The organism is Streptomyces sp. bgisy130, assembly GCF_057708345.1.
Genome location: NZ_JBYISA010000015.1, coordinates 74,467 through 101,401, shown reverse-complemented (window position 1 = coordinate 101,401; position 26,935 = coordinate 74,467). Strand labels below are relative to the sequence as shown.

Genomic DNA, 26,935 nt, shown 5'->3' with positions numbered 1-26,935 from the left:
CGAGTCCCATGGCAGGTTCAAGACGGGACGCCGGGAGGATACCGGCGGAAGTCACCACCTTCGTCGGGCGGCAACACGAGATGTCGCAGGCACGGACATTGCTCACTCGAAGCAGACTGTTGACGTTGACGGGCGCGGGAGGAATCGGCAAGACACGCCTGGCGCTACGGGTGGCTCGCGACGTTCGGCGCTCCTTTCGCGACGGAGCGTGGATGGTGGACCTGGGGCCGGTGAAGGACGACGCACTGCTCGCACAGACGGTGCTGGCCACGCTGCGCCTCGACCACCACTCGGCCTTGCCGCCCCTCACGGTGCTGGTCGATCACCTCGCGGACAAGCAGCTGCTGCTGGTGCTGGACAACTGCGAGCACCTGCTCGACGCCAGTGCGGGCCTGGTCCGCACGCTGCTCGCCGCAGCGCCCGGCCTGAGGGTACTGGTGACCAGCCGGCAGTCACTCGGAATCGACGCCGAGTCCCTGCTGACCGTCCCGCCGCTGTCGACACCGGACCCTGACCGGCCGCCGCCGCCGAAGGCCATGATGCGGTATGCGGCGGTGCAGCTGTTCGTGGAGCGGGCCTCGGCCGTCCTCGGCGATTTCACACTCAGTGAGGACGATCGCCTGGCCGTCGCCGGTATCTGCCACCGTCTGGACGGCATCCCGCTCGCCATCGAACTGGCGGCGGCCCGGTTGCGGGCGCTGTGTCCTCAGCAGCTCCTCACGCTTTTGGACGACCGGCTGGCGTTGCTGAATCAGGGAAGTCGTGCCGCCCCGGCGCGTCAGCAAACGCTGCGCGCGGCGATCGATTGCAGCTTCGACCTCTGCACTCCCCAAGAGCAGTGGGGGTGGGCACGCCTCTCCGTCTTCTGCGGCGGCTTCGACCTGGAAGCGGCCGAAGCGGTCTGTGCGGGCGAGGAGCTGGCCCGCGAGCAAGTCCTCGTCGTCATCTCGGAGTTGGTGGACAAATCAGTGCTGACCATGGAGAGCCGGCGCGGCCTGGGGCGCTACCGCATGCTGGAGACGATCCGTGAATATGGCCGCGATCTCCTGCGCCTGGGCGGGGAGGAGGCGGCCGTACGGCGTCGGCACCGCGATCACTACCAGGAGCTTGCCGCCCGCGCGGAAGCCGATTGGTTCAGCGCACGCCAAGAGACCTGGTCCGCCCGTCTGTACCTGGAGCGCACCAACATCCGCGCGGCCCTGGAGTTCTGCCTGAACACACCGCACGAAGTGGGCGCGGGGCTCGTCCTGGCCAACTCCTGGTGGGGCAACGCGCTGGGCGCGGGCATCCTGGATGAACAACGCCGCTGGCTCGGCCAAGCCCTCGCACGGGACACCGAACCGACCCCGGCCAGAGCCAGAGCCCTGTGTGTCGACGGCTGGCTGGCCCTACTCCTCGGCGATACCTCCACCGCGAAGTCCCGGCTGGACGAATGCCAGGACCTTACGAAGCGGCTGGGCGATGCGGAATCCCTGGCCCACGCCATGCAGTTCGCCGGCCTGACAGCACTCTTCCAAGAAGACTTCCCCGCAGCGGCCTACCTGCTGGAGGAGGCCTACGACCGCCACCGCGCCACCGCGGACCTGTGGGCCGAGTGGACAGCCCTCTTCCTCCTTGCCCTTTCCTACTGCCTGACCCGCGACCCGCGCGCCTCCGCGATGGCGGAACGGTGCCTGGCCCTGTGCGACGCCCACGACGCACGATGGTCCCGCTCCTACGCGCTGTGGCTCCTCGGGCTCCAGCACTGGCTCTGCGGGGACACCCAGCGCGCGATCCCCCCGCTCCAAGACGGGCTGCGCCTCGTCCGATCAGGCCGCAATCTCCTCGGCGCGGCCCAGTGCCTTGAGGTCCTGGCCTGGGCCACAGCGCAGGACGGACGCGCTGAAAGGGCCGCCGCCCTCCTAGGCGCCGCCCAAACGGCCTGGCTGTCGGCCGGCATCGCACTGCCCGGCCTCGGCCGTCTCCTCCACCACCACACCGAATGCGAGGCCCGACTGCGCGGCTCCCTCGGCGATACCGTCTACGCCACCGCCGTGACGACGGGAGCCAAGCTCACACTCGACGAGGCGACCGAGTACGCACTCGGCGAGCCCCCCACTCCGCCGACCTCCCAGCGGCCCGAGCACCCACCAACGCCCCTGACCCGACGGCAACGGCAGGTGATCGAGCTGCTCGCCCAAGGTCTCACCGACAAACAGATCGCCGCCGAGCTGGTGTTGTCCGCACGCACGGTGGAAGGACACGTACATCGCCTGCTCGCCGTACTCGGCTTCCACACCCGCACCCAGATCGCTACCTGGGCAGTGGAGAACGCCCCACCGCGCCAAGGGGAGCATCCTGAATCAGGCGCCGTCCGCCCCGGCGCAGCACGGTGAAGGCGTCCGTCATGCTCAGACGGAGGTGTGCACGCGAACGCAAGCATCTTCACTACACCCGGAGGTCTCCTCGTTCTGATCATGCTCAACAGGGGGATCTGACCGAGTGAGAGCGGAGCACCACTACCCATAACCGGGCGTGCGGCGCACAGATTCCCGTTTTCGCTGTGACATTCCCCCAACATCAGGTGCCTTCTCATCAGGCTTCTCACCTGGGCATACTCCACGCCTGCCGCACCTCAAACCGGCCCGGTGCGGGGGGTGTTGGGAAGGAACATCCGCGTTCGCTCAGCCCCTCAACGCTCGGCTCGCCCCTCGCGACCCTCGCAGCGGAGGCATGTGGCACACCGGCTGCACACGCCCACATCCCTGATCTCGGCACGACACGATCGACAGACATTGGAGAACAGGGTGTATCAAGCCCCCACCACGTCAACCAACAGCACCCCTGGGGAAAACGGCGACGCACGCCGATCCTGGCCAGTGCGGCGAGGACTGCTACTGGAGTCCGGCCCCCAACGGGAGTTGGCCCTCGCGGGCTTCGTCAACCAGCTCGGCACCGCAGCCTTCCTGGCGACCGTGCCGCTGTACGGCCTGCGGGTGATCCACCTGTCCATCGGGCAGGTCGGCCTCGGCCTCAGTGTCGCGGCGGTGGTTGGTCTGGTCGCCGGCATCCCGGTAGGGCATCTCGCCGACCGCCGCGGCCCGAAGGGCATCTTTCTGCTCACTCTGTTGATCCAGGCCCTTGCCATGACGTCATTGCTGTTCGCCCACTCGTTATGGTCGTTCGTGCTGGCTGTGGCCGTGACGGACCTCGCCGGCTCGTCCGGCGGTGCGGCACGCGGCCCGATGATCCGCCGCTTCGGCGGTGACGAGGTGCCGAAGTTCCGCTCCTACCTGCGATCGGTGGCCATGCTCGCCAGCACGTTCGGCGCGCTGACGGCCGGTGCGGTGCTTCAGATCGACAGCGGCTTCGCCTACCGCGCCCTCATCTTCGCCAACGCGCTGACATTCCTCGGCAGTGCCGCCGTCCTGGTCAGGCTGCCCAAGCTCGAACCCCTGCCGTCCCCGCACGAGGAAGGCCGGTGGATCGCGCTCAAGGACAAGCCCTACGTGGCGTTCGTCGTACTCGACGGCATCATGTGGATCCAGAGCGAGGTGCTGTCCTACGCCCTGCCGCTGTGGGTGGTCCTGCACACGGACGCACCGCGGTGGTTCGTCGGTCTGGCGATCGCCGTCAACACCGTGCTGGTGGTGTTCCTACAGATCCGGACCAGCCGCCGGGTCAAGGGCGGCACGGTCGCCGGCCGGGCCACCCGCCGCGCCGGGCTGGCATTCCTGGTCGGTATGGCGGTCATCGCAACAGCCTCCGGAGTACCCGGCTGGGTCGCGGTGACGATCATGATGATCGGCGTCGCCATTCATACGGTGGGCTCACTGTGGCACGCGGCCGGGTCGCTGGAGCTGCGGTTCCGGCTGGCTCCCGCACACGCTCAGGGCCAGTACTCCGGAGTGTTCGGCATGGGCATGGGCCTGTGCTACGTGGCCGCACCGAGCCTGCTGGGCCTGCTCTGCGTGACCTGGGGTGCGCCCGGCTGGCTCGTGATGGGTGGTGTGTTCGTCGCAGCCGGTCTCACCATGCCGTACGTGATCCAGTGGGCAGGCCGCAGCCGGGAGATAGCGGACACCGCCGGCTGAGCTGCCACCCAGGAAACCGCACTCTTCCGGCGCCGCCTCGTCAGAGCCCGGGGTTGCGGGCGAGGGCGGTCATCACGGCCCGGGTCTTGGTCTCGCCGGATCGCGGCGGTTCGATATCGCGCTTTCGCAGCGCCCGTTCGAGCAGCTTCTCGGCCTCGGCCGCTTCGTCCGTGCTCATGCGTACCGAGACCTCAAGGAAGCGCAGGTCCCTGGTAGTCCACTCCTCGATGGCCACGGGATGGGGCAGCATGTCCCACTCCTGCTTCCACTTGACGGCGTGCACCGGGCCGAGCGCCCGCAGATCCGTGAGGTCGCCCTTCTTCAACCCGACGGCGTCTTTCAGGAGGTCGCGGTGCGGCTTGGTGAGGAGGTGGTCCAGGGCTCCGTGCCCGGGGCTGAGCGCCGACTCGATGAGCTTTTCCGTGGCCTTCCGGTCGGCCTGTAGTGACGCGGACAGCACCGGCGTGAAGGCGGGACCGGTCCGGTCCTCCTCGATCGTGAACTCCCAGTCCTCGTCCTCATTCTTGCGGTTCTTCTGCCAGTCGTGTGGCAGCGGGGGGCACGGTCGCAGCTTGACCGTCATGTCTGTGTCGCGCTTGGACCCGTGATCCGCGTTGTCCATACGCAGGCGGATGATGACCCCGCGGTCGAGGAAGGGCAGCGAGATGCCGTCGCCACCCTTCTCGGGGCTGTCCCAGAAGTGGATGGTGCGACTGCGGCCTTCACCGGCCTTGAGACCGAGCGCACGGGCGGCCTTCTGGACCTCGTCCCCGGAAAAGCTGATCTTGATTTCCGCGGCCGTGGCCGTTGGAGTCTGTGTCATGGTGCTGTTATTCCACGACGTACCGCACCGTGCATTCTGCGTCACCGGCCTGGCCGACGGGGGGCTGCCCATTCGCCTCCGCGGAGCACGTGCGACAGCATCACGGCGCCGACTCGGGAGCTGCACCCATTTGAGGTCCGCACGAACTCAGCGGATGCTTCGCTCCCACTCTCGTATCGCTGTGGGTGCCACAGTGTCATCTGACGGGGCCATGTGGCGGCGATCAGGCAGTCCCTACCGTCAACGGGGCGTCGACTGAATGGGAGCAGGTAGTGGGTGAACGACAGCGGGGGCTGGTCGCCGCATGCCTGGTCGGGGTGGTCGCCGTGGTGCTGGGGGTGGCCTGGGCATGGGGCGGTGTGGCCTATGCCGGGAACCTCGCCTCGGTGCTGGGCGCGTGCAGCCTGCTGGCGGGGCTGTGGAAGTGGGCGGACCGCGCGCGCCAGGGCCACTCCACGACCGGACAGGCCGACGAGGCAGCGGGCACCCTGGCACGGCTGGTGGAGCAGCAATGGGCACGTGAGGCCGCGCTGCGTCGGCTGGATGACCCCGTTCCCCTGCCGGTCCGGTGGCGGGACTGCCCGCGCTTAGGGGCAGATCACCAGAGATTGACCGGTGGCCCGTTCAGCTGCCGTACGGACGATCCACAAGGGCTTGCGGCAGCGTTCCGTGCGCTGCCACGGCGCCGAATGGTCGTGCTCGGGTCGGCAGGATCCGGAAAGACCATGCTGGCGGTGCAGTTGACCCTGGCGCTCGCACGTACCCGCGGCCTTCACGAGCCGGTCCCCGTACTGCTGCCCTTGTCCTCTTTCGAACCAGAGCGGATGTCCCTGTCGCAGTGGGTGCGGCAGCAGCTGGCCGCCGATTACCCTGCGCTGTGCGATGCCGCTGTACACGGGCCGAGCGCGATCGAAGACCTGGTCGCCTCGCAGCGGATCCTTCCGATTCTCGACGGCCTGGACGAGCTGCCCGAGCCGGGCCGCGCCCTGGCGCTGGCCGCCGTCAACGACGTGCTGGCAGGCGGCGGACCCCTCGTACTGACCTGCCGCACGGCGGCATACGTGCAGGCGGTCGCTGCCAGTGACGTGCTCACCGCGGCTGTGGTCATCGAACCGGACCCCGTGCCGGCCCAGGACGCCGTCACCTACCTGCGCATGTCCACCCCGCCCGGCCTGGGCCAGGATCGTTGGGGGCGGCTCGCCGAGCGCCTTCGGCAGCAGCCGGACTGTCCCGCAGCGACCGCCCTGGCCAGCCCGCTGATGGTCGCCCTGACCCGGTCCGTGTACGCCACGGGCGCGGCCGATCCGGCCGAACTCACCGACCCGGAACGCTTCGCGGACACGCAATCCATCGAGCGGCATCTCCTGGGCGCACTTGTCCCCGTTCTGGTCTCCCGCGCCGCACGGCAGGACCCCATGGTTTCCAGCAGCCGACCGGTCCACCGCTGGAAACCGGAGCAGGCTCAGCGCTGGCTCACCTGCATCGCGCAGCAGCTCCACCGGCAGAACACCTATGAACTGGCCTGGTGGCGCCTCTATCAGGCGCTTCCGAGCTTGGCCAATACCTGGCCCCGTGCCTGTCTGGTGGCCGCCGGGGCGGCGGTCCTGGCCCTGGTCGGGGAGGCTGCGGCAACGCTCGCCGTGGCCGGCCAATGGGCGCCAGGGGAGAGCTTCGACCTTGCAGGTCGCGCGGGCGTCGCCATGACCACGGCGCTCACCGCCGCCCTGATGTCCCTGGTCCTGGTCGTACTCGCCGATGCCCTGGTGCGCCGGGCGCGCCCTGCGCTGTCCGCTGTTTGCCTCGGGGTGATCGTCGGCTTTGTTGCCGGGGTCCTCGTCGGCCTCGACGCGCTGATCTACGGTGTGCCCGCGGCACAGGTGCTGCCGTATGTGTACAACGACATGCCGCTTCCGGCGTTCGCCTACTCCGTGGTGCTGTTCTGCGTCGGCCTGCCGTACCCGCCCAAGGCGCCCCAACGGGCGACGCTCCGCGGTGGCGGACGCCGGCTCCTGCGCTCCCTGGCGATCGCCCCGCTCCTGGCCATCGCTTTCAGTCTCCTGATCGGCGGCCTCATCAGCATTTACAGTCTGCTCAACCCCGAAGACACCCGAATGGGAGTCTTCTACCGCCCCGCGTACGTACAAGGACTGGTCCTCGGAATCGTTCCCGGCCTCGGCCTGGCGGTGCTGCGCTGGGCGCGTGCTCCCCTCGCCGACGACGACTCCGCCACCCCCGCGACCACCCTGAGAGCCGACCGACACCTGAGCCTGCTGCTGGGTGGCTATGCCGCCATTACCTTCGTCATCTTCTTCGTCGGCGCATCTCATTCGCCCTACCAGGTAGGTGAAACCGTCGAGGACATCCTGAGCGCTCTGTGGGGATGGGCGGAGACCATGGCCTACGTTCCCGCTCTGAGCGGAGTCCTGCTGGGGCTGCTGGCCACTTCCTGGCTGTACTACACGGTCGCACGCGCCTGGCTTGCCCTCCGAGGCCGGCTTCCCTTCCGTCTTCAAGCCTTCCTTCACGACGCCCACCGCCTCGGCATCCTGCGCCAGGCAGGCCCCGCCTACCAATTCCGGCATGCCCTCTTGCAGGACCATCTCGCCACATGCAACGCACCGCCCACACCGGGTTCCGCGAAGGCCTGACACCTGCGGGTGTGCGCAGACTCCTTGCCTGCCAGGGCGGCGGCTCTCAGTTGCCGCGGCGGACCCGGGCCGCCTTACGGGCCTCGGCGAGCTTACGGGCCTCGTTGGCCTTGCGGGACTTGCCACCGGTGCCGCGGGAGGCGTCCTTGCTGGTGCCCAGGCCGCGGAAGGGGGCGTTGGTGTTCTTGGCCCGGGGCGCGGCGGGCCCACCGTCGAGCGGGGTGCCGGAGGGGGCCTTGGCCCCGGTGATCCGGGTCAGTTCCGCCTCACCCGAGCGCACCTTGGTGATCACCGGCTCGATGCCGGCCTCGGCCATCAGCCGGCTCATCTCACGGCGCTGACTCGACAGGACCAGCGTGACGACGCTGCCGGACTCACCGGCCCGGGCGGTGCGGCCCGCGCGGTGCACATAGTCCTTGGGGTCGGTGGGCGGGTCGACGTTCACCACGAGATCGAGGTCGTCGATGTGCAGACCACGGGCCGCGACATTGGTCGCCACCAGGACACTGATCTGGCCGTTCTTGAACTGTGCAAGGGTCCGTGTGCGCTGCGGTTGGGACTTGCCGCTGTGCAGGGCCGCGGCGTGTACTCCGCTGGCCCGCAGATGCCGGGTGAGCTGGTCGACCGCGTGCTTGGTGTCCAGGAACAGCAGTACGCGGCCGTCGCGGGCGGCGATCTCCGTCGTGACGGCGTACCGGTCGGGGCCGTGGACGACCAGCACATGGTGGTCCATCGTCGTGACCGCGCCCGCGGACGGGTCGACCGAGTGGACGACGGGGTCGTGGAGGTAGCGGTGGACCAGGTGATCGACGTCGTGGTCCAGGGTGGCCGAGAACAGCATCCGCTGGCCGTCGCGGGGCACCTGGTCGAGCGCCTCGGTGACCTGCGGCAGGAAGCCCAGGTCGCACATCTGATCGGCCTCGTCGAGGACGGTGATCCGTACCCGTCCCAGGCGGCAGGCCCGGCGCTCGATGAGGTCGTGGAGGCGGCCAGGGGTGGCGACGACGACCTCGGCTCCGTCGCGCAGCGCAGCGGCCTGCCGGCCGATCGACATACCGCCGACGACCGTGGCCATCCGCAGCCGGAGCGCGTCAGCATACGGCGCGAGCGCCTCGGTTACCTGTTGGGCCAGCTCCCGGGTGGGCGCCAGGATCAGGGCGAGGGGCTGCTTCGGCTCCGCGCGCCGTCCGGCCGTCCGTACGAGCAGCGGCAGGCCGAAGGCGAGCGTCTTGCCCGATCCCGTGCGCCCGCGCCCCAGGATGTCGCGTCCTGCGAGGGCGTGGGGCAGCGTGGCTGCCTGGATCGGGAAGGGCTCGCGCACCCCGAGCTCGGTGAGCGTGCGCAGCACCTCGGCCGGCAGTTCCAGGTCGGCGAAGGAGGCGACCGGGGACACCGCCGGGGTGCCGGACACCGGCCGGGCGAGGTTGCCGTGCGAGGTGCCGAGGGGGTCGGGGTGGGTCATGACGAGCCTTCCGCATGGGGAACGTACCGAGGAAGGCCCGGCAGGAATGAGCAGCCGACGAACAAGGGGACAGCACGGACGGAATCGCCGGCCGTCACGACCGTCCAAACATGTGAGGCTAACACGAAGCGACTGTTCGGCCCGGCGCTGTGATGCTGATCCCGGTGGGGAGCAGCCGCTGGTGATCGTCGGGGCCATCTCCTCGGGGGGCCTCGTCCTGTGCGTCGGAGTGGCGGACGCTGTGGTGCCATGAGCCCGCGCGGACCGCCTGGTGGCCGGTTCGGGCGACGGGACTGTGGAGCAGCGCGGGTACTGAGGGATCCGTGACACGGCATCAGTTCGCGCGGTCACGGGCTCAGTCGGAGGTGCAGCCGCCCTTCGCGCCTGCGGTGTCGAGGCGGCAGAAGCACGACGCCTCGACGGGGACGTCCGCGAGCGCGGTGGCCACGGTGAGTTGCTGGGCGACGATGTGGGCTTCCCCCGTCTTGCCGAGCTGCACGAGGCATTCGTGGAAGCCGTGGAGGGCCCAGACGTTTCCTGGATGCTGCAAGGGCCTGGGCAGGGTGCTGTCGAGTCCGAGGTCGGCCCGGTAGACGGCCTCGGCCTCTTCGACCCGGCCCTGTTCCAGCAGGAGCGCCCCGTAGGCGTGGCGGGTCGGCTGCATCCAGCCCCACGGTTCGTCGTAGGGCAGGTTGTCGTCGAGCTCGATGGAGCGCTCCAGGGAGGCGAACGCCGCGTCGTACTCGCCCTTGCGGTAGGCGAGTTCGCCGTCGAGCATGGCGGAGGCGATCGCCAGGATGTCCCGGCACGTGTTGTTGAACAGCATCCGCGTCTCGGGAACCCGTTCGGCCGTGCGGCGGAACAGTTCTCGTTCGGCCTCGGCCTCGTCGGTCGCCCCCGTGGCCGAGTACGCCACTGCGCGCGCGTAGTGCAGCATCGCCGTGGTGACGCAGTACAGCTCCGGGTCGGCGGGCATCGGCAGCGCGAGGATGTCCGTCCATCGGCCGAAGCGGATCAGTACGTGCACCCGCATGGCGAGGAAGCCCTCCAGCCAGTCGGCCATGGGCGGGCTCTCCACGCGCAGCAGGTCTTCGGGGATGGACGCCTCGAGTTGCGCGGCCGTCTCCAGTGCCGTCCTGGACTGGCCGAGGAACATCGCGCCGTAGATCTTGAAGTGGTAGTTGTGCGAGCGGTACAGGGTGTAGAAGTTCATCGCGCCGGCTCGCCGCAGATACCGCTCGTCCGCCCTGATCGCGTCGCTGTTGCCCGACACGACTCGTCGGTAGTCCCCGCACAGCACGTCGAGATGTGAGGGCATGTGCTGCAGGTGGCCCCCGTCCGGGACCAGTCCCCGCAGTCGGTCGGCGACCGCAAGAGCCTTCTCCGGCGTTGGCGACATCTCCATCAGGTGGATGTACATGTGGAGCGTGCCCGGATGATCACTGCTGGTCGCGGTCAGCAACGCGCGGTCGAGGACGGCCTTCGCCTCCAGCGTGCGCGCGCCGGCGGCGGGCTCGCCCGTGCGCAGGTCCCACAGCTGCCACGGGGTGAGGTTCAGCAACGCGTCCGCGTAGAGGGTGGCGACGTCCAGGTCGTCGGGTGCGAGTTCGTACACGGTGCGCATGGCCTCGGCATAGGGCTCGTTCCAGACGGAACAGTCCTCCACGGCCTGCGAGGCGGGGTAGCGCTCGCGCAGCGCCTCGATGAGCGCGCGCTCGGTCGGCGTGGCCCCGTCACACAGCGCATGGGCCCGCTCGACGGCGGCATGCGCCCGTTCCACCGTGCGCTGTAGATCGGACTCGTCGAAGAAATCCCAGGGCTTGTTGTAGTTGGGGCCCAGGGCGTACGCGATGCCCCAGTACGCCATGGCGCAGCCGGGATCCGCTGCCGCCGCCGCTTTGAAGCAGGCGACCGCCTCGTCGTGGTTGAACGCGTAGCTCCATACGAGACCACGGTCGAACCAGAGCTGTGCTTCCGGCGAACGTGTCGAAACGGGCCGGGTGAGGGTCCCGAGGTCGAAGTAGTCCATGAGGATCTCCTCCAGAGGGATGTGACTCGACGACAGTCGGCGCGCAGTGCGAAGGCGCCGATCGAGGCTTCGCGGTGGGCCTCCGCGTCCGACGAACAGCGCAGCTCGCAGTGCCTTCTTGCTGCTCACAGCGGGCGCGGACAGTTGTCCGCAGCCTCTTCTGTGATCTTCGGCCGGATGTCATTTCGACTGTAGCCCGGCTGTGGCCGGCGCCCGGATCCTGCTGGGATGCCACGCCGATGCCCTGCGGGTGCCGGCCCCCGGTCGGACGCCCGCGCACGAGGCCCATGGCGGTGCTCGCGGACAACGACCAATAGGCAATGCGCCGCTGCCTTGGGGATGGTGCATTCCCTGCTCTGCCGTGATCTGTATGTGATCAACGTCCCGTAATCTCCCGTGAGCAAAGGTCTTCAGGGGATGCGTGACCAAGGCGGGGGAAGTCATGACATACCGGCGTGCAGTGTTACCGGCAATAGCTGGAGGGCTGCTCTTCACGGCCCTTCTGTGGTGGGCGGGGGCAAGCGCGCACGCACTGCACCTGCCGGGTGCCACCGGCATGCTCGACGGCCAGGCCGCCGCCGAACTGGAGCGCTGGCTCGCCCCCTGGTCGTACGACCCTCCGGCCTCGCTTCAGCTCGGCACCGAGGTTTCCGGCGGGACCGGGGACGCAGCCGGGACCGCCGGTGCCAACTACCTTGCGCTGTACACCACCGCGCTACAGATCCGGTTCGGCGCGGTCTTCGCTTTCTTCATACCCGGGGCACTGCTCCTGGTCCGCAGGCTGCCGCCGGTTCACGGCCGGATGCCGGCCGCACTGCTCGCAGTATGGGCCTGGGGCCTGGTGGCCGGGACCCTGGCGGTGACCGTCTCCGCGCCGTGGCTGATCGCCTCGGGAGGACACGGCAGTTATCGCTTCCTGCCTCAGCTGGCGAGCATCATCTCCTCCGGTCGGCAGGTCCTGGTGGTGACCGCGCTGGTCGCGGCGGCCGTGACGGTGGCCATAGCGCGGGTCGCTGCCAAGGGGGCCGGTCCGCTGCCGCACGAGGCCGTCCCCGCCCGCGCCGCCCGCCTGGCCGCCACCACTGGAACCGCCGTGATCGCCCTGTCCCTGGTGGTCCTCTCGTACCAGCCGGTCGCCGCCGCCCTCCAGAGCGTCTCCCCGGACATCGGGCTGTTCGCCGAACCGGGCGACCTCCTGCGCCAGTGGCTGCTGCTCGGCGCTTGGGCGGGCCCGGGGGGCACGCCGCTCGGTGACTGGCTCCTGTATCGCGCCGGCGACGTACTGCTGCTCGCCGTGGTGTGGTGGACACTGCGACGACTGCCCGGACTGCTCACCCGAGCCACGGTCCCCGCGATGGCGACCGGCGCGGTCTGCGCAACCGTCCTCGGACTGCTGGCGAGCCAGCTGCTGCGGGTGGCGGTGGACGGGGCGGGCTCGGCCCTGCACTGGGACCTGCTGCATCTGTCCGCCACCATCGGTAACGGTGTCCCGGCCGCCCTGACCTGCGGCCTGGTGGCGGGATCCGCGGCGGCCCTGACGCTGCGGGTGGCCGTGGGCCGCGCGGATATTGCCGACGCCGCACCCTCCGGTCAGGGCTCTGACCGGCCTGAGGGCCTCTAAGAGGATGTTTCAGCAGTCGCTGTCCGTTTCTTCGTGTGACTTGGGTTAATTAGGCCCGGCGCCCCCGCCCATTCACCGAGCCGAGGGGTGCCGGCTCCCGCGGGTGAGTAGACATGCCGAGTCGTGCAGACATGCGTGCCGTCGAGCCACCCAGGGAGCACTGACCATGGCAATCCAGCGACGCCAACTCCTGCGATCCGGCCTTTTGTTGGGTGCCGGAGCCGCCCTGCCCACCGCCCTCGCGAGCGCCACACCCGCTTTCGCCGCGCCGACGCTCGTACGGAGCGGGCGCCCCGCCCTCACCCATGGCGTGCAGACCGGCGACGTCACCGCGCACGGCGGCGTCGTCTGGACCCGGGCCGACCGGCCCGCCCGGATGGCGGTCGAGATAAGCACCCGACCCGACTTCGCGCGTTCGGTGACCGTGCCCGGCCCCGTCCTCACGGCCGAGACCGACTTCACGGGCAAGGTCAAGCTGTCCGGGCTGCCCGCCGGGAGCGACGTCCACTACCGGGTGCGGCTCACCGACCCCGGCGACGCCTCGCTCGTGGGCGAGCCCGCGACCGGCCGGCTGCACACGGCGCCCGCGAACGGCGACGACGTGCGCTTCGTCTGGTCCGCCGATCTGGCGGGCCAGGGCTGGGGCATCAACCCGGACGCCGGCGGCTACCGCATCTTCCGGGCCATGGCGGAGCGCGACCCGGACTTCTTCCTGTGCAGCGGCGACTTCTGGTACGCCGACGGCGTGATCCCCGAGACCCGGACCCTCCCGGACGGCCGCGTCTGGCGCAATCTGGTGACCCCGGAGAAGTCCAAGGTCGCCGAGACCCTGGCCGAGTTCCGCGGCCAGCACAAGTACAACCTCATGGACGAGAACCTCCGTGCCTTCGCCGCGGCCGTCCCGCAGATCAACCAGTGGGACGACCACGAGGTCCTCAACAACTGGTATCCGGGCGAAGTGCTCACCGACACCCGCTACACCGAGCGGCGGGTGGACGTCCTTGCTGCCCGCGCCCGGCAGGCGCTCTTCGAGTACCTGCCGATCGAGACGGGCCCCAGCGGCGACGGCCGTGTCCACCGGGTCATCCGGTACGGGCCGCTTCTCGACGTCTTCGTCCTCGACATGCGTACCTACCGCGACGCCAACAGCGCGAACACCGGACCCGCCACGGACAGCGGGATCCTGGGCGCGAAGCAGGTCGCATGGCTCGAGCGCGAGCTGACGGCCTCGCGGGCGACCTGGAAGGTGATCGCAGCAGACATGCCGCTGGCGCTCGTGGTGCCGGACGGCGCTGCCCTGGAGGCGATAGCGCAGGGCGACAGCGGCGCTCCGCTGGGCCGCGAAGGGGAGATCGCCCGGGTGCTGTCCTTCATCCACCGCCGGCACATCGCCAACACCGTCTGGCTCACCGCGGACGTGCACTACACCGCCGCCCACTACTACGACCCGGACAAGGCGGCCTTCCAGGACTTCACGCCGTTCTGGGAGTTCGTCTCCGGACCGCTCAACGCCATCGTCGCCAACCAGCCCAACAGGCTCGACGGCACGTTCGGCCCCCAGGTGCGCTTCCAGTCCCTCGCCCCGGACGAGGCGCACAACAACCCGGCGTACGGCTACCAGTACTTCGGCGAGGTCGACATCGACGGCTCGTCCGAGGTCATGACCGTACGGCTGCGTGACATCGACGGAAAGGTGCTCTACTCCGTGGGAATCGACCCGCAGCGCTGAGGCATCCGCAGGACCGGAAAGGCCGCGGGCCGGGACGCGCACCGTTCGCGTCCCGGCCCTGCTTTTCGCCTTCCCCCATCGTGGTGGCATGCGTATGTCTCAGCGCATGCGGAGTGGCTTCTGGGCGGGGGGGGGCGAGGTGGATGCCCTTGGCGCTCATCGGCGGGACGATGTGGGCCGAGTCGCCGAGCAGGTAGAGGCGGCCGTATCTCATCGGGCTGAATACCACGGACCGCAGCGGCACGATCCGCTTGTCGACGATGCGGCCGGTGGGCACGTCAGTGCCGAAGCGGGCTTGCAGCCGGCGACGAAGTCGCAGGTGACGGTGGTGGCCGAGCCGTCAGGGCTGCGGTAGCGCACCGTGGGGCACTCGCTGTCGATGTCTTCCAGATCGACGTCGAGGGCTTTGAAGCGCAGGTCGCCGCCGGCCTTCAGGAAGGCGTCGGTGAGGTTGCGGACGAGGACCTGCTGGGGGCAGAAGACGGTGTCGGTGTCGTCGTCTTGGAACCCGATGGGGTACATCACGCCGTCGATCCAGGTGCCGACGGTGATGTCCTTCAGGGAGGAGGCGTCCTTCACGACGTCATCGAGCCCCCACTCGCGGAACATCCGTACCCCGCGGCTGTCGACGGTCCCCGCACGCTGCCGCGTCTCCACGTATGCGCGGCTGTGCTTCTCCACGATGATGCAGCTGATGTCTCTGCGCAGGAGGAAGTTGCCGAGCGTGAGCCCGGCCACCCCGGCGCCGACGATGACGACGGTAGTGTTCTCGGCTGTCTCAACCATGTGTGTCGCGTGCCTTTCGGCGAAGGGGACAACGGGCCGTGCTGCAGAGGCACGGCTGCCGTGCCACACGGAGAGTGCGGCCTGCTTCACCACTGTGGGCGCGGCAGCGCTCGCCACCAACCGGGATGGAGACAGGGGATACCGGAAACCCGCCAACGTGTCAGCGGGCAGTGCCGGTTGCGCCCGGCGGATCGCCCTCGGTCAACTTCTGCGGTTGCGCAGCTCGTCCTGGTAGCGGCCAGGGGTTTGGCCGACGATCTCGGTGAAGACGTCGATAAAACTTGACGGGTTGGACCAGCCGCACTCCATCGCTGTGCCGGTCAGCGCCAGCAGGGCCTCGCGCAGCAGGGGGCCCACCGCGAACACGCTGGGATGTGTCACCAGCTCGCCGCACAGGTCGACCGGGACCGTGACAAGGCGGGCGTCGGTGGTGCCGTAGCAGCGGTGCGCATGCTCGAACCCTGGCGGCGTCCACGTCACGCGGTGAGCGGGAGCGACCCAGGTTCCACGCTCGGTCGTGGTGGCCAGCGCCCCGGCGGCCGCGTACACCAGCTGGCCCTCGGCGTGGGAGTGCGGATCGAGCTGGAAGCCGTGTGGGATCCAGGCCCCACTGTGAGGCGCGGTAGACGGTGGCAGGGAAGATGACGGGGCAGATGGGCGGGTTTCTGGCATGGAGGGTCAATTTACCGGTGAACAGCGCCTGTTGGCCCAAGAGCCGCTCACGTGAGGAGCGACAAACCTGCACTGGCTCGGTGGGATCGATGAGTGGAGCCGATGAGGGGAACCGACGAGCGGAACTGATGAGGGGACGCGAAACCGAACACTGCACCTCCAGCGCCGGCTCCGCCCACCCCACCGGATTCCAGTGGCATGGCGTGGGCCGGCTATGCGGTGCCGGTGACCTCCACCTTGATCGGGGCGGAGTTGTTGCCCGGGTCGGTGTCCCCGTTGAACGGCTCGGGCACCGAGATCCGCCCCTCGCCGCCGTCGGCCCGACGGTCGATCCGCACCCGTAGGACGTTCCAGTTGACGTTGGTGCAGTAGACGTGCCCGTCCTTGTCATCCCGCGAGCAGTAGTCCACTTCGGAGGGCTTTGATGCCCGCACCTCCTGTGTGAGTTTGGCCAGTGTGGTGCCAGGCGGGAGTTCGATGCGCATCCGTATCGGGCCCGGCTGCGGTGTGCTCCGGGGCTGCGGGACGTCCACCTCGACCTCTTCACCGATCCTGCCGCGGATCGTGAGGGGGCTGACCGACCAGTCCGCCGGCCCTTCCAACGCCTCCCAGCGGAAGCGCAGTTCACCGCCGCGCTTGCCGGTGCTGAGGGTCGTTGGCTTCAGGCCGAGTGCGTCACCCGCGCCCCGGTGGTAGTGCTTCTTGTAGTCCGGGGTGTGCGGTGAAGGACTGTCCAACGGCCATATGGCGTATGTGTATGCCGCTTCGAGCTCGTGGTACCGGGCGTCGATGCGCTCCGTGACCGGCTCGGTCGTCTCGAACGCAGCTCCCACGGGCACGGCATCCGGGAACTCGCAGAACGCTGTGCGGTAGTCGTCCGAGTAGTAGCAGTTGCGGTGTGAGGGGGCGGTGTCGGCAATCGCCGCGTTGGTGACCGACACCCGCAGGACGATGCCGCGGGAGGCCGATTCGGGCCCGGTGTTCTTGAACGCGGGCGTCAGGAGCGGCTCTGGCGCATCGTAATCACCCACGACCACCTGCGGCTCATGGGAGCGGAGTGCGAACGTCGCCTTCGGACCGGCCTCGGGCCCCGCGGCACCGGGTCCGAGCAGCACGACCCCCGCAGCCGCCGCCACGACTGCGGTGAGCGCCATTCCCCACCTGCCCTTGCGTAATCCCACTGCCGTCCGCCCCTTCGCCTGGCCACTCCTGCCGGCCTCGACGTTGGCACACCAAGGACGCGCAAACCGTGCAGGTCAGGCAATTGACGCTCAGTTCGATGCCGGTCCGTTCGGGAATTGAGATCAAGAGTGGTAGGGCGACCGTCGTCGGACCCGCCCGATAACCGCCACAGAAGTGAACTGGCCGCTCAGCCTTCGCTGACACTGCTCAAGCTTCGTTGTCACAGGGCGCCGACCACCGTTGGGGCGAGGTTCGTCCTGGTCCGTTGTGCTTCATCACCGCAGTGTGCGAGCCGGGTGCCCCGTCGCGGCACAAGGTGCGTACTCGCAGAGCCGCCGCTTCTTCGGCACACCGGATTTCGCATCCGTCGTCGCCACCAGCTCCAGTGTGGCGCGGATCCACCATCGTTCGCTGAACGACTGGGGCGCGCGCAAACAGAGGAAGTGCGGAGGTTTCGCGCTTAAGCATTGAAGACCTCCCCTGTTGGCCGAGTACGGGCAACCATCAGGAACATGAAGAGGACTCTTGCTGTCGCCTCCGTCGTCCTGGCCACCATCGCCTTAGCCTCACCTGCCGAGGCAGCCCCTGGGGACACCCCGGCACGGGCATGCTCGCTGGGCACGGTCGATCTCAAACACCCCCCGCTCGGCTATCCCGTCGACAAGATCAACGAGGTGGCGAAGCAGCTGGGGCTGCCGGAAGCCACCGGGCTCGGCCTGGGCTGCGACGAGGCAGTACGGACCGACCCGTACTCCGAGAAACACCCCTACCCCAAGGACGGCCCGGTCGTGCTCCGTGCCAGCGAAACCGCTCGGACCCAGCTGTACTGCACCGACTCGGTCGCCTTTTTCGGCAAGATCCTCGACACCGTGCCGGTGGAGACGCTCGTGGTGATCGGATCGGGCTGCGTCGTGGAAGCGAACCCGATCATCATTTAGCAAGCGGGGGCCCGGCGGCGGCAGCATCGGCCGGACGCAGAATCCAGCCGCCGAGCTCGCCCAATTGCACCTACTGCCCACCGCCGGGAAAGGTCTGGTCCCAGATGCGAACCGAATCTCGCCTCTCTCCGGGCTCCGTGGGACAGTCGCAGGTACCAGCCGGCCCGGCTCGGCCCGTTGCCTGTGGGGATGAGGGTTGGGGTGTAGGTCTCAGGGCGAAGCCGCCCTACGGCGGTTCAGACGACCGGCTTTGTACGAACGACCATCACGTTCAGGTGCAGTTCATCACCGGGCACCGGCATGCCGGCCCAAGCGGCAAGCACGGCGAGGAGATTGAGGGCGCGCTGCGGTGCGCAAGTGACGTGTGGAAAGCCGTCCGGGCCGTCGGTCAGGTAGGCCAGCGTCGCGCGGGCGGCGGCTTCGGCGTCGGCGGCATGCTGACCGGCCGCCACCGGGACAGGTTTGCCGGTGCCCGAGACGAAGGCCTCGGCGAGCAGGAGGCGGGCCTGCCCGGCGGCGAACCGCGCAGGCTGGGTGGTCGCGCTCGATTCCGGCGCGAGGGTATGCAGGCGGGAGAGCATCCATGCGGTCTGGGCGACCCCGGTGGCCAGCGCTCCGGCGCCCGCAGCGGCCGACCACGGCCGGTTGCCCTCCCCGCTGCGGGCACGGCCCAGCACGCGCCACGCGTCGCTGTTCGCAGCGGGGACAGGGATGGCCATCGGTGCTTCCACGGCCAGGACCGCGCGTCCCTCATGGGCCAGAGACTGCGACAGAGCCTGCACGGCACCCTCCGGGTCGTCGCCGCAGACGACCGCGGCAGGCTCCAAGGAGTCGACGGCGGCCCAGGCGAACTTGGACGGTGTTTTCACCGAGCCGATGTCCACACCTACGACACGCAAGAGATACGTCCCCTTCCCTGGCCGACCCGCCGGTCGGGGCCGCGGGGCACAGTCTGCCGCACGGCCTGCCGTTCCGCTTGCGGTCCTGCCCGCTGCAGGCCCGGCCGCGGACCTGACGTGCCGAAGGGTGCGTGGTGGTGCTTGGCGGGCTCCGCTCAAGGCGGGTGGGGCGAGCGACCACGGCTCACCGGCCGGCCGGGCGAGAGGCAGCGGCCGGTGTGCCGCGGGTTCTGGTGGCGGCCGCCCGGACCGGGCCTTGAGGTGCGGGCGAGCAACCACCTGCCGCTGCTGGTATCGCCGGCGTTGTTGGCGTGGCGGGTCAGCCTTGGGGTTGGTGGTTTCGGGACGCACTGCTCTGACGAGGGCTACAGTGATGCCTGCCCTCCCGGCCGGGGTGTCGCCCTGGCGGAGAATGCCGCGTGCATCGTTTAGTGATCGTTTATTGCGGCTCGCCAGGATGTGAAGTGTCGAGAAGGATCCTTCACAGGGGACGGTATGGCCAAGCTCTATCTGGAGAAGCTCAAGTGCGTCACGACTGAGGGCTGGAGCGGTTCCGACGAACCGAGGCTTGTTGTCCAGAACCGTGGCACTGTGTGGAATGGGACGGTGCGGGGAGACCGGATGTACACCGTCAAGTACGACTGCGACTTCACGGGAACGATAGCCGTCTCTCTCGGGGAGGTCGGCGGATCAGCCGGGGATGGCAGGCCCGGGGAGCAGTGGATCACGGATACGCCTGGTGAGCGCAGCCTGCGCTTCACGGCGGAAGGTGCTGAGTACAACCTGCTGTATGCGGTGGAGTAAGGGTCCGGCGCTCGCGCTCCAGCCCCGCAAGCGGTTCTGCGCGATGCCGCACTGGGCGGTTCTGGCCGTCCGGGAGGCGACCTGTCGCGGGGCACCAGCACGGGCGCGGCATGCTGCTGGGACGGCAGGATCAGGGAACGTCTGACCTGCCGAAAGTGACGGCGGCTGCTGGCGAACGGTCGCAAATGTCTCGGCTGACGCCGACATTGAATGATTGACGCTATGAGTGATCTACCTTAGCGTACCTGTATGTACCAACTATTTAGCGACTTACCCGTCGTGCATCCTGCCGGCACGTTCTCGGGCGGACGTGCCGGAGATTGCGGCGGAGCTCTCCGGTGAAGGGGGCTGCATGCCGTACGGACGCGACCTTTCGGCGGAGTTCTGCCGGTCGCCTCCCGAGCGAGCCTGCTGTCAAGGTGCCTGAGTAGTCGGCTAGTTGATGTGCTGTCGAGGGTCGGGTTCACTGTCGGCAGGGTAGTGGTCCTTGGGGTCACGCCGCGTCAGGCGAGCTGATGACGCCAATGCAACCCCCACGTTCGAGTTCCGTTCACTCCGTGTCAACTTTTCTTCCCCCCAACTCCCCAGCGTGCGCCTCGACATTTCCTCGTGTGTGCCACGACCCGGGTCTGTGCCGAAGGTTGATTCCATGTTAGTTCATGAAGAAAAACTCAGGCCGATGTCGGGCGCCCAGGAAGGAATCTGGTTCGTTCGAAGGCTTGATCCGGCCAATAGTGCCTTCAGCATTGTGGGAGATGCTGAGTGGCAGGGACTCTCTACGGCGTCCATCCGGTGCAGTGACCGATCCTGGTGTTCCTGCCGGTCAGTTGGTGACGGTGGCCTGCGACAGCGATCGGTCGTGCCGGACGAGTCTCAGCTGATTAGTCGGCCGTGACCAGCCAGCGCATCAGAGTGGTCGTCGTCGACCATCAGGAGTTCGCTCGTGCCGGAATCAGGGTGGTGCTCGGCAGGGAGCAGGAAGTATCGGTTGTCGGCGATGCCGAGAACGGCCCGGAAGCACTCGACATCATCAGCAGTGTGCAGCCCCACGTGGTGATGGTGGACTCGGCGTTACCACCATTCGGTGGCCTGGACTTCTGCCGGAAACTGCTCGAACGGTCGTCGGCCTCGCTGGCCGGCGTAATCATCATCACCGAGGAGCACAGCGACGAGTTGCTGCTGCGAGCTGTGCGCGCGGGAGCACGCGGCTACATCCTCAAGAACTCTCCGGCGTGGTCGTGGTCGACGGCGTTGCGTTCGGTGGCTTCCGGCGACGCCTTCCTCGCCGGGTCGGTGACCAGCCGGGTGTTCACCAGGTTCACCCTGTTACCGGGTTACGACCCCAGCAATCTGCCCAAAGAGCTGAGCATGCTCAACGACCGGGAACTCCAGGTCTTCAAGGGCATCGCCAAGGGGCTGTTCAACCGGGAGATCGCGCGACGGCTCGCGGTCTCGGAGAGCACGGTGAAGGCGTGCGTATCCAAGATCATCGGCAAGCTCGGGGTGCGCAACCGGGTGGAGATCGCGCTTGTCGCGTTCCGCCTCGGTCTTGCCTCTCCCTCTCCCGCTCGTTCGGTCGATTCCAGCTGTCGGCCACATCGAAAACCCGGTCGGCCACGTCAAGAAATCGGATAGGAGAAGCTCTATGTCGCCAGTGTGGACGACTCCCATCCAGGGGCAGCAGCGCCTCTGGATTGCCGAGGAAATGGCTGCGGAGAGTGTGTATCACGTTCCGACCGGACTGCGAATCCTGGGAGATCTTGATGAGCAGGCCATGCTCAAAGCGATCCGTGGAATCATCTCCCGACATGAGTCGCTCCGCTGTGCGTTACGTCTGGACGATGATGGGCAGTTGTCCTGTGTAATCCGGGAGTTGGACTCATTCACCGTTGAGCGAGTTGATCTGACCGGCACCGACGGGGCGGAGGCCCGGTTGGCGGAGTTTTCGGTCGAGTTCTCGCGGCGGCGGTTCGATCTGGCCAGCGAGGTCGTTCGGATCGCACTGGTCGGGATGGCAGAGGATGATCACGTCCTGCTGGTCGTCGGTCATCACGTCGTCTTCGATGACTGGTCGGTGGCACAGTTCTTCCGAGAGCTGGAGATCGGCTACCTGGCCGCATGCCATGGCAGCGACCCTGACCGATTGCTCCCGCCGCTTGAATACGGCTATGCCGAACTCGCCGCCGCGGAACAGTCGGTCATCGACAGCGGGCACATGGAGAAGCAGACCGCGTACTGGTCGGACCGACTCGCCGGCGCACTGCCCTGCGAACTTCCCCTCGACCGACCACGGCCGGCCGTGCCGACCGGATCGGGCGCCCCGCTCTTCTTCTCCGTACCGGCCCCGATCGGGACGCGGCTGATGGAGGTCGGACGTACGCACGGGGCCAGTGGCTTCATGACGGTCGTCGCGGTCTTCCACGCCTTGCTCCGCCGCCGCACCGGGCGCGAGGACATCACGGTGGGAACCCCCGTCTCGGGGCGCACCTCGGCCGAACGCGAGCGCTTGATCATCAACCTGGTGAACCTGCTCGCCATTCGGTCACGGGTACCGGGCAAACCCCGGTTCGTCGACCTGCTGGGTGATGTCCGCACCGCGGTGCTGGGTGCGTTCGCCAACCAGGAAGCGACTCTGAGTGACGCGCTTGGCCGCCTACGGACGGAAAGTCCGGGGGAGAGGCCCGCGGATATCGGGATCCTCTTTGAGCTCCAGAACACCAATTCCCACATGGGTGCCTTCCTCGGTGTCACCGACGATGACATGCCGGCATTCGCCGGGTTGCGCACCTCCGCATACCTGATTCCCGACATGACGGTCAGGTTCGACCTGGAGATGAAGATTGCCGTCACCGGCCCGGGCAAGCTCGACGGAGTGCTCGTCTACTCGCCGGAGGTGTTCGAGGAAGGCACGATGCGCGCATTGATCGAAGAGTTCCAAGCGATCGTCCGTGCGGTCGTGCGAGACCCGTTCATCGTGCTCGACGATGCGCAACTGGCCCCTGGAGAAGTCTAGATCGTGTCTCCGGAGCTTGTTTGGTTGGCTCGCCCATCTGAAAGACCTCGACATGCTCCGCACTATCTTCGCCGCGCCCTGTCTGACCGCGTTCTGCCGTCTCGATGAGCTCGGTCTGGAAGCCGTCGGGCAACGCCTTGAGCCGGATCAGGCAGTGAACGAATGCCGAGTCGCCGAGCCGCATTCACCGATTAGCGGCCAGCACTGCCGCGAGGCCCTCTTGCAGATCTTTGACGAAGTACTCGGGAACCTCCAACGACGGGAAATGTCCCCCGGTTTCGGGCGACCCCCATCGGACGATCTGCCGGTACCGCTCCTGTGCCCAGGGGCGCGGACACTTCTCGACGTCGCGGGGATACATAGTGATTGCTGACGGGACGTCGACCCGAAGTTCGGGGTCCAGCGAGTTGTGGCTTTCGTAGTAGATGCGGGCCGACGATGCGCCGGTCCGTGTCAGCCAATACAGGGTGACGTTGTCAAGAACGCGGTCTCTGGAGATCGTCTCGAACGGGCTGTCCTGGGTGTCTGACCACTCGGCGAACTTGTCGAGGATCCAGGCAAGAAGGCCGACCGGTGAGTCGACGAGCGAGTAGCCGATGGTCTGCGGCCGGGTCGCCTGCTGCTTCGCGTACGCCGCGCGGTAACTCCAGAAATCGCGGGTTTCCTCAGTCCACTTGCGCTCGACCGCCGTCAGCCCGTCCGTCGTCAACCCGGGTGGTCCCTCCGCGAACGTGGTGTGGATGCCGAGAACGTGCGCCTCCCCAGTCCCCGCCGTGGGCGGCGAACTTGCTGTAGCCGAGCCTTCCCATCAGTTCCACCCATGCGGCCGCGATCTTTTCGGTTCCCCATCCGGTGGTGGCCGGCTTGTCGCTGTAACCGAAGCCCGGTAGCGACGGGACCACGACGTGGAACGCCGGCGCGTCTGCATCCTTCGGATCTGCCAGCTCGTCCACTACATCGATGAACCGAGCAATGCTGTCTGGCCACCCGTGCGTCAGGAGCAGAGGAGTGGCATCTGCGCGCGCGGATCGGCGGTGCAGGAAGTGGATTCCCAGATCATCAATGGTCGTGCGGAACTGGCCGATCTGGTTGAGACGCTCTTCGAACGACCGCCAGTTGTACCCGGTGCGCCAGTAGTTCACGACATCGACGAGGTCGGCGAGAGGAACGCCCTGGTCCCATCGGCGAGGGTCGGGCCCGGCGCGATGGACCGTCTCGGCCTCCGGTAGCCGCGCCGCGGCCAGTCGCGCGCGCAGATCGTCGAGGTCAGTGTCAGTTGCGTGGGCTTCAAATGCTTGCACGTCGCTGGTTGGACGGGGCATGAGACCTCCTGGCCATCGTGGAACCGGCTAAGGCGGTTCTAGCAGTTCCACGAGCCATGCTGCAACCGGCTAAGGTGGTTCCATGCGTGCTGGATTCCCTGACTTCCGCCTCGGCAACGTGCTAACGACCAGCTTCACGGGGACTCTGTCGGAGCGTCATGGCGACGCGGTGGAGCGGCTTCCCACGCCGCAGCGGCTCGTCGACTGGCTGGCAGTGAGCGGTCTCGCCGTGGACTCCTGCACCACTGCCCAGCTCGACCTCGCCCGGGAGCTGAGGGAGTCGATTCACGCCGCTGCGACAGCGGCCGCGGTCCAGGAGGCTCTCCCTGTATCCGCTGTCCAAGTCATCAATGACCGCAGCGTTCAGGGTCGGGCCGCGGCGATTCTGACGCCCGAGGGTAAGCGGCGATGGCGGCTCAGCTCGGCTTCCTGTGTGGAAGATGCCCTCAGCGTGATCGCCGCCGACGCGATCAGCATCATCGCCGGCGAACGAGACGGAAGATTGGCCTTGTGTGCGTCACCAACCTGCCAAGCTGCCTTCTTCGACACCAGCCAAAGCCGCACCCGCAAATGGTGCGACATGAACACGTGCGGGAATCGTCAGAAGAAAGCGCGCTTCAATGCCAACCAGCGCAAAAACCCCAGATCAGCGGAGTGATCGTTACCTCGATACATCCAAGTGGGTCCCACGCCTGCGACACGTCCCCGAGCCCGCTAGCGGAGGCGCTCCGCGATGATGCGGATGACGGACTCGGCGTGGGTGTTGAGGTAGAAGTGGCCCCCCTCGAAGACGTGCATGTCGAAGCGGCCACGGGTGTGCTCCTTCCAGCGCAGGCATTCCTCGTGGGGCGCCTGGGGATCATCGTCGCCGAGCAGTGCCACTACCGAGCAGTCGACGGCGGCGTGCGGCGGTCGGCAGCGGTATGTCTCCACCGCTTTGTAGTCGCCACGAAGGATGGGGAGGATCATCTCCAGGAGCTCTGGGTCTTCGAGCAACCTTGCGTCGGTGGCGTCCAGACGCTGCATTTCGGCGATGAGGGCCCGGTCGCCGGACCGGTGCAGGCCCTCGTCGCGGACGAACGAGGGGGAAGGCCGGCTGGATGCGAAAAGAACCGCGGGTGTAACCCCCCTCTCCTCCAACCGCCGCACGGTCTCAAAGGCGACCGCCGCTCCCATACTGTGGCCGAACAGGGCGAGGGGCCGGTCCGCAAGCGGAAGCAGTTCGGGGATGATGCCGTCGGCGATTGCCCCGATGTCCTCCATGCACGGCTCGTGGCGACGGTCCTGACGGCCGGGGTACTGGACCGCCAGGACGTCGAGTTCCGGCGACAGCCGCCTGGAGACAGGCACGAAGTACGAGGCCGAGCCGCCCGCGTGCGGGAAGCAGATGAGACGGGCACGGGGAGCCGGTGCGATCTGGTATCGCCGCAACCAAACGCCGGTGTCTGGGCTGTCGCCCCTGCCTGTGCCTGAAATTGCGCCAGTGGTCGTTGTCTTCATGTGGGCGGCCCGCCTTCCATTCGCAATCCCTTCTTTGCTCTTCATGCTTGTGCCGTTCAATCGGGACGGCTCAGCGATCGCGTGCGCGTCGCAGGTGGGTGGCCCGAGTGTTCAACTCCCGCTCCGGGCCGGGGAATCACTGCTTACGCATGCTGGTCCGCCGGAATGAGTCGTCCTATGCCGAGGATGGGCAGCGCGGTAAGGAGGGATCCGATACCCCCGATCCACAGCGTGGGTACCACGCCCATCAGCGAGGACAACCAACCTGCCAGAAAGGCGGAGATGGGGGTGCTGCCCCATACGACACATCTGATGGAGGCATTCATCCTGCCGAGGAGATGCTTGGGGCACAGTCTCTGGCGAAGGCTGACCTGCGTAACGTTGTAGACCAGCGCTGCCGCCGTCATGCAGAACTCGGCAATCATCAGCAGCGCGGTGCCCAGATTTCTGTGATCACCCGAGATCGAGCCGGCAACCGGAGTGACCATGACGAACACTCCCGCTGCGAGGAGACCGCCCGCGATCACGGTTCCGTCGGACAGACGGCGCCGCAGCATCGGAGCCAGACCGGCCCCCAGCACGCCGCCGATCGATCCGCACGTCATCACCACCCCGAGCATGAAGGCGTCGAGGCCGATGGTGCGCAGTACCAAGAGGGGCATCAGCGTCGAGACCATGCACATGAAGAGGTTGGAGAACCCCATCGCCACGACGAGCCGTCTGATGACAGGCTGGTCACGCACAAAGCGGAGCCCTTCGCCGATCTCTGTGGCCAGGGCCCGCCGGGGCCCGGCTTCCCGCCGCTGCTGGGCCTCCGAGTCCTTGATCGATGCCAGACAGCCGAAGCTGATGAGGTAGGAAAGCGCATCCCCAAGCATGAGGACGGGAGCGCTGACCACCCGCATGAACAGTCCACTCAGTGCTGGTCCGCCGGTGGTCGCAAGCTGCGAGGTGGCCTCCAGCCGGGCGTTGGCTCTTCCGACATCACCGGCGGGTACCAGGATGGGCACATACGACTGGTAGGCCACATCGAAGAAAACCGTCACCAGACCGACGAGCGAGGCAACCGCGTAGAGGTGCCAGATCTCGAGATTACCGGTGAACCACAACCACGGGATTGCGAGGACGACCAGTGAGCGTATGAGGGCCGCCAGCATCATCGTCCGGCGCTTGAGCCAGCGATCGACCCAGGCGCCGGCGGGAAGACCGACCAGCAGAAAACTCAGGGTGGATACGGCGCCCAGGATGCCCACCTGCGTGTTGCTGGCTTCCAAGACGTCAACAGCGATGACCGGCATACCCATTGTGCCGATGCGGGTGCCGAACTGGGAGAGTGTCTGGCCCAGCCAGAAGCGTGTGAACCCAGCGCTCGACACCGAAGAGGTGTCGACCGTTGCTTCGGTTCGGACGGTCATGCCTGCGCCTCTTTCTCAG

20 protein-coding genes and 1 pseudogene are annotated in these 26,935 nt (G+C 67.7%); 10 read left to right on the top strand and 11 right to left on the bottom strand.

The window, feature by feature from the left end; translation table 11 throughout:
- Positions 1-8 precede the first annotated feature (8 nt).
- Entirely contained in the window at positions 9-2,375 is a 2,367-nt protein-coding gene (locus tag AC3EUV_RS20975) for an ATP-binding protein (RefSeq protein WP_488187883.1), read from the top strand.
- A 483-nt stretch (positions 2,376-2,858) separates the two neighbouring features.
- Positions 2,859-4,073 carry an MFS transporter gene (locus tag AC3EUV_RS20970; RefSeq protein ID WP_435603572.1) on the top strand — a complete coding sequence of 405 codons (1,215 nt, stop codon included), beginning with the start codon at positions 2,859-2,861 and terminating at the stop codon, positions 4,071-4,073.
- 40 nt (positions 4,074-4,113) lie between these two features.
- On the opposite strand, the gene AC3EUV_RS20965 is transcribed toward AC3EUV_RS20970, so the two are convergent.
- Positions 4,114-4,896: a hypothetical protein gene (locus tag AC3EUV_RS20965; protein WP_435603571.1), complete on the bottom strand. Its 783-nt coding sequence runs from the start codon at positions 4,894-4,896 to the stop codon at positions 4,114-4,116.
- Between the two features lie 272 nt (positions 4,897-5,168).
- Between AC3EUV_RS20965 and AC3EUV_RS20960 the strand changes: the two genes are divergently transcribed.
- Positions 5,169-7,544: an NACHT domain-containing protein gene (locus AC3EUV_RS20960; protein WP_435603570.1), complete on the top strand. Its 2,376-nt coding sequence runs from the start codon at positions 5,169-5,171 to the stop codon at positions 7,542-7,544.
- A 46-nt stretch (positions 7,545-7,590) separates the two neighbouring features.
- Here AC3EUV_RS20960 and AC3EUV_RS20955 read toward each other — a convergent pair whose 3' ends face one another.
- A complete protein-coding gene (locus tag AC3EUV_RS20955; RefSeq protein WP_435603569.1) occupies positions 7,591-9,006 on the bottom strand; it encodes a DEAD/DEAH box helicase in 1,416 nt (471 codons plus the stop codon).
- A gap of 355 nt (positions 9,007-9,361) precedes the next feature.
- Positions 9,362-11,035 (bottom strand): tetratricopeptide repeat protein, encoded by a 1,674-nt coding sequence (locus tag AC3EUV_RS20950; RefSeq protein WP_435603568.1) that lies wholly within the window; start codon positions 11,033-11,035, stop codon positions 9,362-9,364.
- 442 nt (positions 11,036-11,477) lie between these two features.
- On the opposite strand from AC3EUV_RS20950, the gene AC3EUV_RS20945 reads away from it, so the two are divergent.
- A complete protein-coding gene (locus AC3EUV_RS20945) occupies positions 11,478-12,656 on the top strand; it encodes a hypothetical protein (protein ID WP_435603567.1) in 1,179 nt (392 codons plus the stop codon).
- A gap of 166 nt (positions 12,657-12,822) precedes the next feature.
- Entirely contained in the window at positions 12,823-14,385 is a 1,563-nt protein-coding gene (locus AC3EUV_RS20940) for an alkaline phosphatase D family protein (protein ID WP_432143447.1), read from the top strand.
- Here AC3EUV_RS20940 and AC3EUV_RS20935 read toward each other — a convergent pair.
- From AC3EUV_RS20935 to AC3EUV_RS20920, 4 genes are all read right to left on the bottom strand, one after another.
- A complete protein-coding gene (locus tag AC3EUV_RS20935; RefSeq protein ID WP_435603566.1) occupies positions 14,315-14,662 on the bottom strand; it encodes an FAD-dependent monooxygenase in 348 nt (115 codons plus the stop codon). The genes AC3EUV_RS20940 and AC3EUV_RS20935 overlap by 71 nt on opposite strands.
- Positions 14,596-15,171, bottom strand: a complete 576-nt coding sequence (locus AC3EUV_RS20930; RefSeq protein ID WP_432143445.1) for an FAD-dependent monooxygenase — start codon at positions 15,169-15,171, stop codon at positions 14,596-14,598. Before AC3EUV_RS20930 ends, AC3EUV_RS20935 begins: the two co-directional genes overlap by 67 nt.
- 201 nt (positions 15,172-15,372) lie before the next feature.
- Entirely contained in the window at positions 15,373-15,843 is a 471-nt protein-coding gene (locus AC3EUV_RS20925) for an AraC family transcriptional regulator (RefSeq protein ID WP_432143444.1), read from the bottom strand.
- Positions 15,844-16,055: 212 nt separating this feature from the next.
- Positions 16,056-16,997 (bottom strand): hypothetical protein, encoded by a 942-nt coding sequence (locus AC3EUV_RS20920; protein ID WP_432143443.1) that lies wholly within the window; start codon positions 16,995-16,997, stop codon positions 16,056-16,058.
- Between the two features lie 540 nt (positions 16,998-17,537).
- Between AC3EUV_RS20920 and AC3EUV_RS20915 the strand changes: the two genes are divergently transcribed.
- Positions 17,538-17,963 (top strand): hypothetical protein, encoded by a 426-nt coding sequence (locus AC3EUV_RS20915; RefSeq protein WP_432143442.1) that lies wholly within the window; start codon positions 17,538-17,540, stop codon positions 17,961-17,963.
- 236 nt (positions 17,964-18,199) lie between these two features.
- Here AC3EUV_RS20915 and AC3EUV_RS20910 read toward each other — a convergent pair whose 3' ends face one another.
- Positions 18,200-18,847 (bottom strand): hypothetical protein, encoded by a 648-nt coding sequence (locus tag AC3EUV_RS20910; RefSeq protein ID WP_435603565.1) that lies wholly within the window; start codon positions 18,845-18,847, stop codon positions 18,200-18,202.
- A 510-nt stretch (positions 18,848-19,357) separates the two neighbouring features.
- Here AC3EUV_RS20910 and AC3EUV_RS20905 point away from each other — a divergent pair.
- From AC3EUV_RS20905 to AC3EUV_RS20895, 3 genes are all read left to right on the top strand, one after another.
- Positions 19,358-19,666 carry a hypothetical protein gene (locus AC3EUV_RS20905; RefSeq protein WP_432143440.1) on the top strand — a complete coding sequence of 103 codons (309 nt, stop codon included), beginning with the start codon at positions 19,358-19,360 and terminating at the stop codon, positions 19,664-19,666.
- An 891-nt stretch (positions 19,667-20,557) separates the two neighbouring features.
- Positions 20,558-21,301 carry a response regulator gene (locus AC3EUV_RS20900; protein ID WP_432143439.1) on the top strand — a complete coding sequence of 248 codons (744 nt, stop codon included), beginning with the start codon at positions 20,558-20,560 and terminating at the stop codon, positions 21,299-21,301.
- A 10-nt stretch (positions 21,302-21,311) separates the two neighbouring features.
- Entirely contained in the window at positions 21,312-22,679 is a 1,368-nt protein-coding gene (locus tag AC3EUV_RS20895) for a condensation domain-containing protein (RefSeq protein WP_432143438.1), read from the top strand.
- Between the two features lie 184 nt (positions 22,680-22,863).
- On the opposite strand, the pseudogene AC3EUV_RS20890 reads toward AC3EUV_RS20895, so the two are convergent.
- Positions 22,864-24,001: pseudogene (locus AC3EUV_RS20890) on the bottom strand (epoxide hydrolase family protein).
- 82 nt (positions 24,002-24,083) lie between these two features.
- Between AC3EUV_RS20890 and AC3EUV_RS20885 the strand changes: the two are divergent.
- Positions 24,084-24,659, top strand: a complete 576-nt coding sequence (locus AC3EUV_RS20885; RefSeq protein ID WP_432143436.1) for a CGNR zinc finger domain-containing protein — start codon at positions 24,084-24,086, stop codon at positions 24,657-24,659.
- Positions 24,660-24,715: 56 nt separating this feature from the next.
- On the opposite strand, the gene AC3EUV_RS20880 is transcribed toward AC3EUV_RS20885, so the two are convergent.
- On the bottom strand, positions 24,716-25,501 hold the full coding sequence (locus AC3EUV_RS20880; protein WP_432143435.1) for a thioesterase II family protein: 786 nt from the start codon (positions 25,499-25,501) through the stop codon (positions 24,716-24,718).
- A gap of 143 nt (positions 25,502-25,644) precedes the next feature.
- Positions 25,645-26,916, bottom strand: a complete 1,272-nt coding sequence (locus AC3EUV_RS20875) for an MFS transporter (RefSeq protein ID WP_432143434.1) — start codon at positions 26,914-26,916, stop codon at positions 25,645-25,647.
- Positions 26,917-26,935: the final 19 nt, after the last annotated feature.

What these genes read in the sequence shown, in the direction of transcription:
- AC3EUV_RS20915 (WP_432143442.1), top strand. Translation starts at nt 17,538, where the DNA reads ATGAAGAGGACTCTTGCTGTCGCCTCCGTCGTCCTGGCCACCATCGCC.
- AC3EUV_RS20975 (WP_488187883.1), top strand. Translation starts at nt 9, where the DNA reads ATGGCAGGTTCAAGACGGGACGCCGGGAGGATACCGGCGGAAGTCACC.
- AC3EUV_RS20905 (WP_432143440.1), top strand. Translation starts at nt 19,358, where the DNA reads ATGGCCAAGCTCTATCTGGAGAAGCTCAAGTGCGTCACGACTGAGGGC.
- AC3EUV_RS20875 (WP_432143434.1), bottom strand. Translation starts at nt 26,916, where the DNA reads ATGACCGTCCGAACCGAAGCAACGGTCGACACCTCTTCGGTGTCGAGC.
- AC3EUV_RS20955 (WP_435603569.1), bottom strand. Translation starts at nt 9,006, where the DNA reads ATGACCCACCCCGACCCCCTCGGCACCTCGCACGGCAACCTCGCCCGG.
- AC3EUV_RS20950 (WP_435603568.1), bottom strand. Translation starts at nt 11,035, where the DNA reads ATGGACTACTTCGACCTCGGGACCCTCACCCGGCCCGTTTCGACACGT.
- AC3EUV_RS20940 (WP_432143447.1), top strand. Translation starts at nt 12,823, where the DNA reads ATGGCAATCCAGCGACGCCAACTCCTGCGATCCGGCCTTTTGTTGGGT.
- AC3EUV_RS20895 (WP_432143438.1), top strand. Translation starts at nt 21,312, where the DNA reads ATGTCGCCAGTGTGGACGACTCCCATCCAGGGGCAGCAGCGCCTCTGG.
- AC3EUV_RS20965 (WP_435603571.1), bottom strand. Translation starts at nt 4,896, where the DNA reads ATGACACAGACTCCAACGGCCACGGCCGCGGAAATCAAGATCAGCTTT.
- AC3EUV_RS20925 (WP_432143444.1), bottom strand. Translation starts at nt 15,843, where the DNA reads ATGCCAGAAACCCGCCCATCTGCCCCGTCATCTTCCCTGCCACCGTCT.
- AC3EUV_RS20930 (WP_432143445.1), bottom strand. Translation starts at nt 15,171, where the DNA reads ATGGTTGAGACAGCCGAGAACACTACCGTCGTCATCGTCGGCGCCGGG.
- AC3EUV_RS20880 (WP_432143435.1), bottom strand. Translation starts at nt 25,501, where the DNA reads ATGAAGACAACGACCACTGGCGCAATTTCAGGCACAGGCAGGGGCGAC.
- AC3EUV_RS20885 (WP_432143436.1), top strand. Translation starts at nt 24,084, where the DNA reads ATGCGTGCTGGATTCCCTGACTTCCGCCTCGGCAACGTGCTAACGACC.
- AC3EUV_RS20920 (WP_432143443.1), bottom strand. Translation starts at nt 16,997, where the DNA reads ATGGCGCTCACCGCAGTCGTGGCGGCGGCTGCGGGGGTCGTGCTGCTC.
- AC3EUV_RS20945 (WP_435603567.1), top strand. Translation starts at nt 11,478, where the DNA reads ATGACATACCGGCGTGCAGTGTTACCGGCAATAGCTGGAGGGCTGCTC.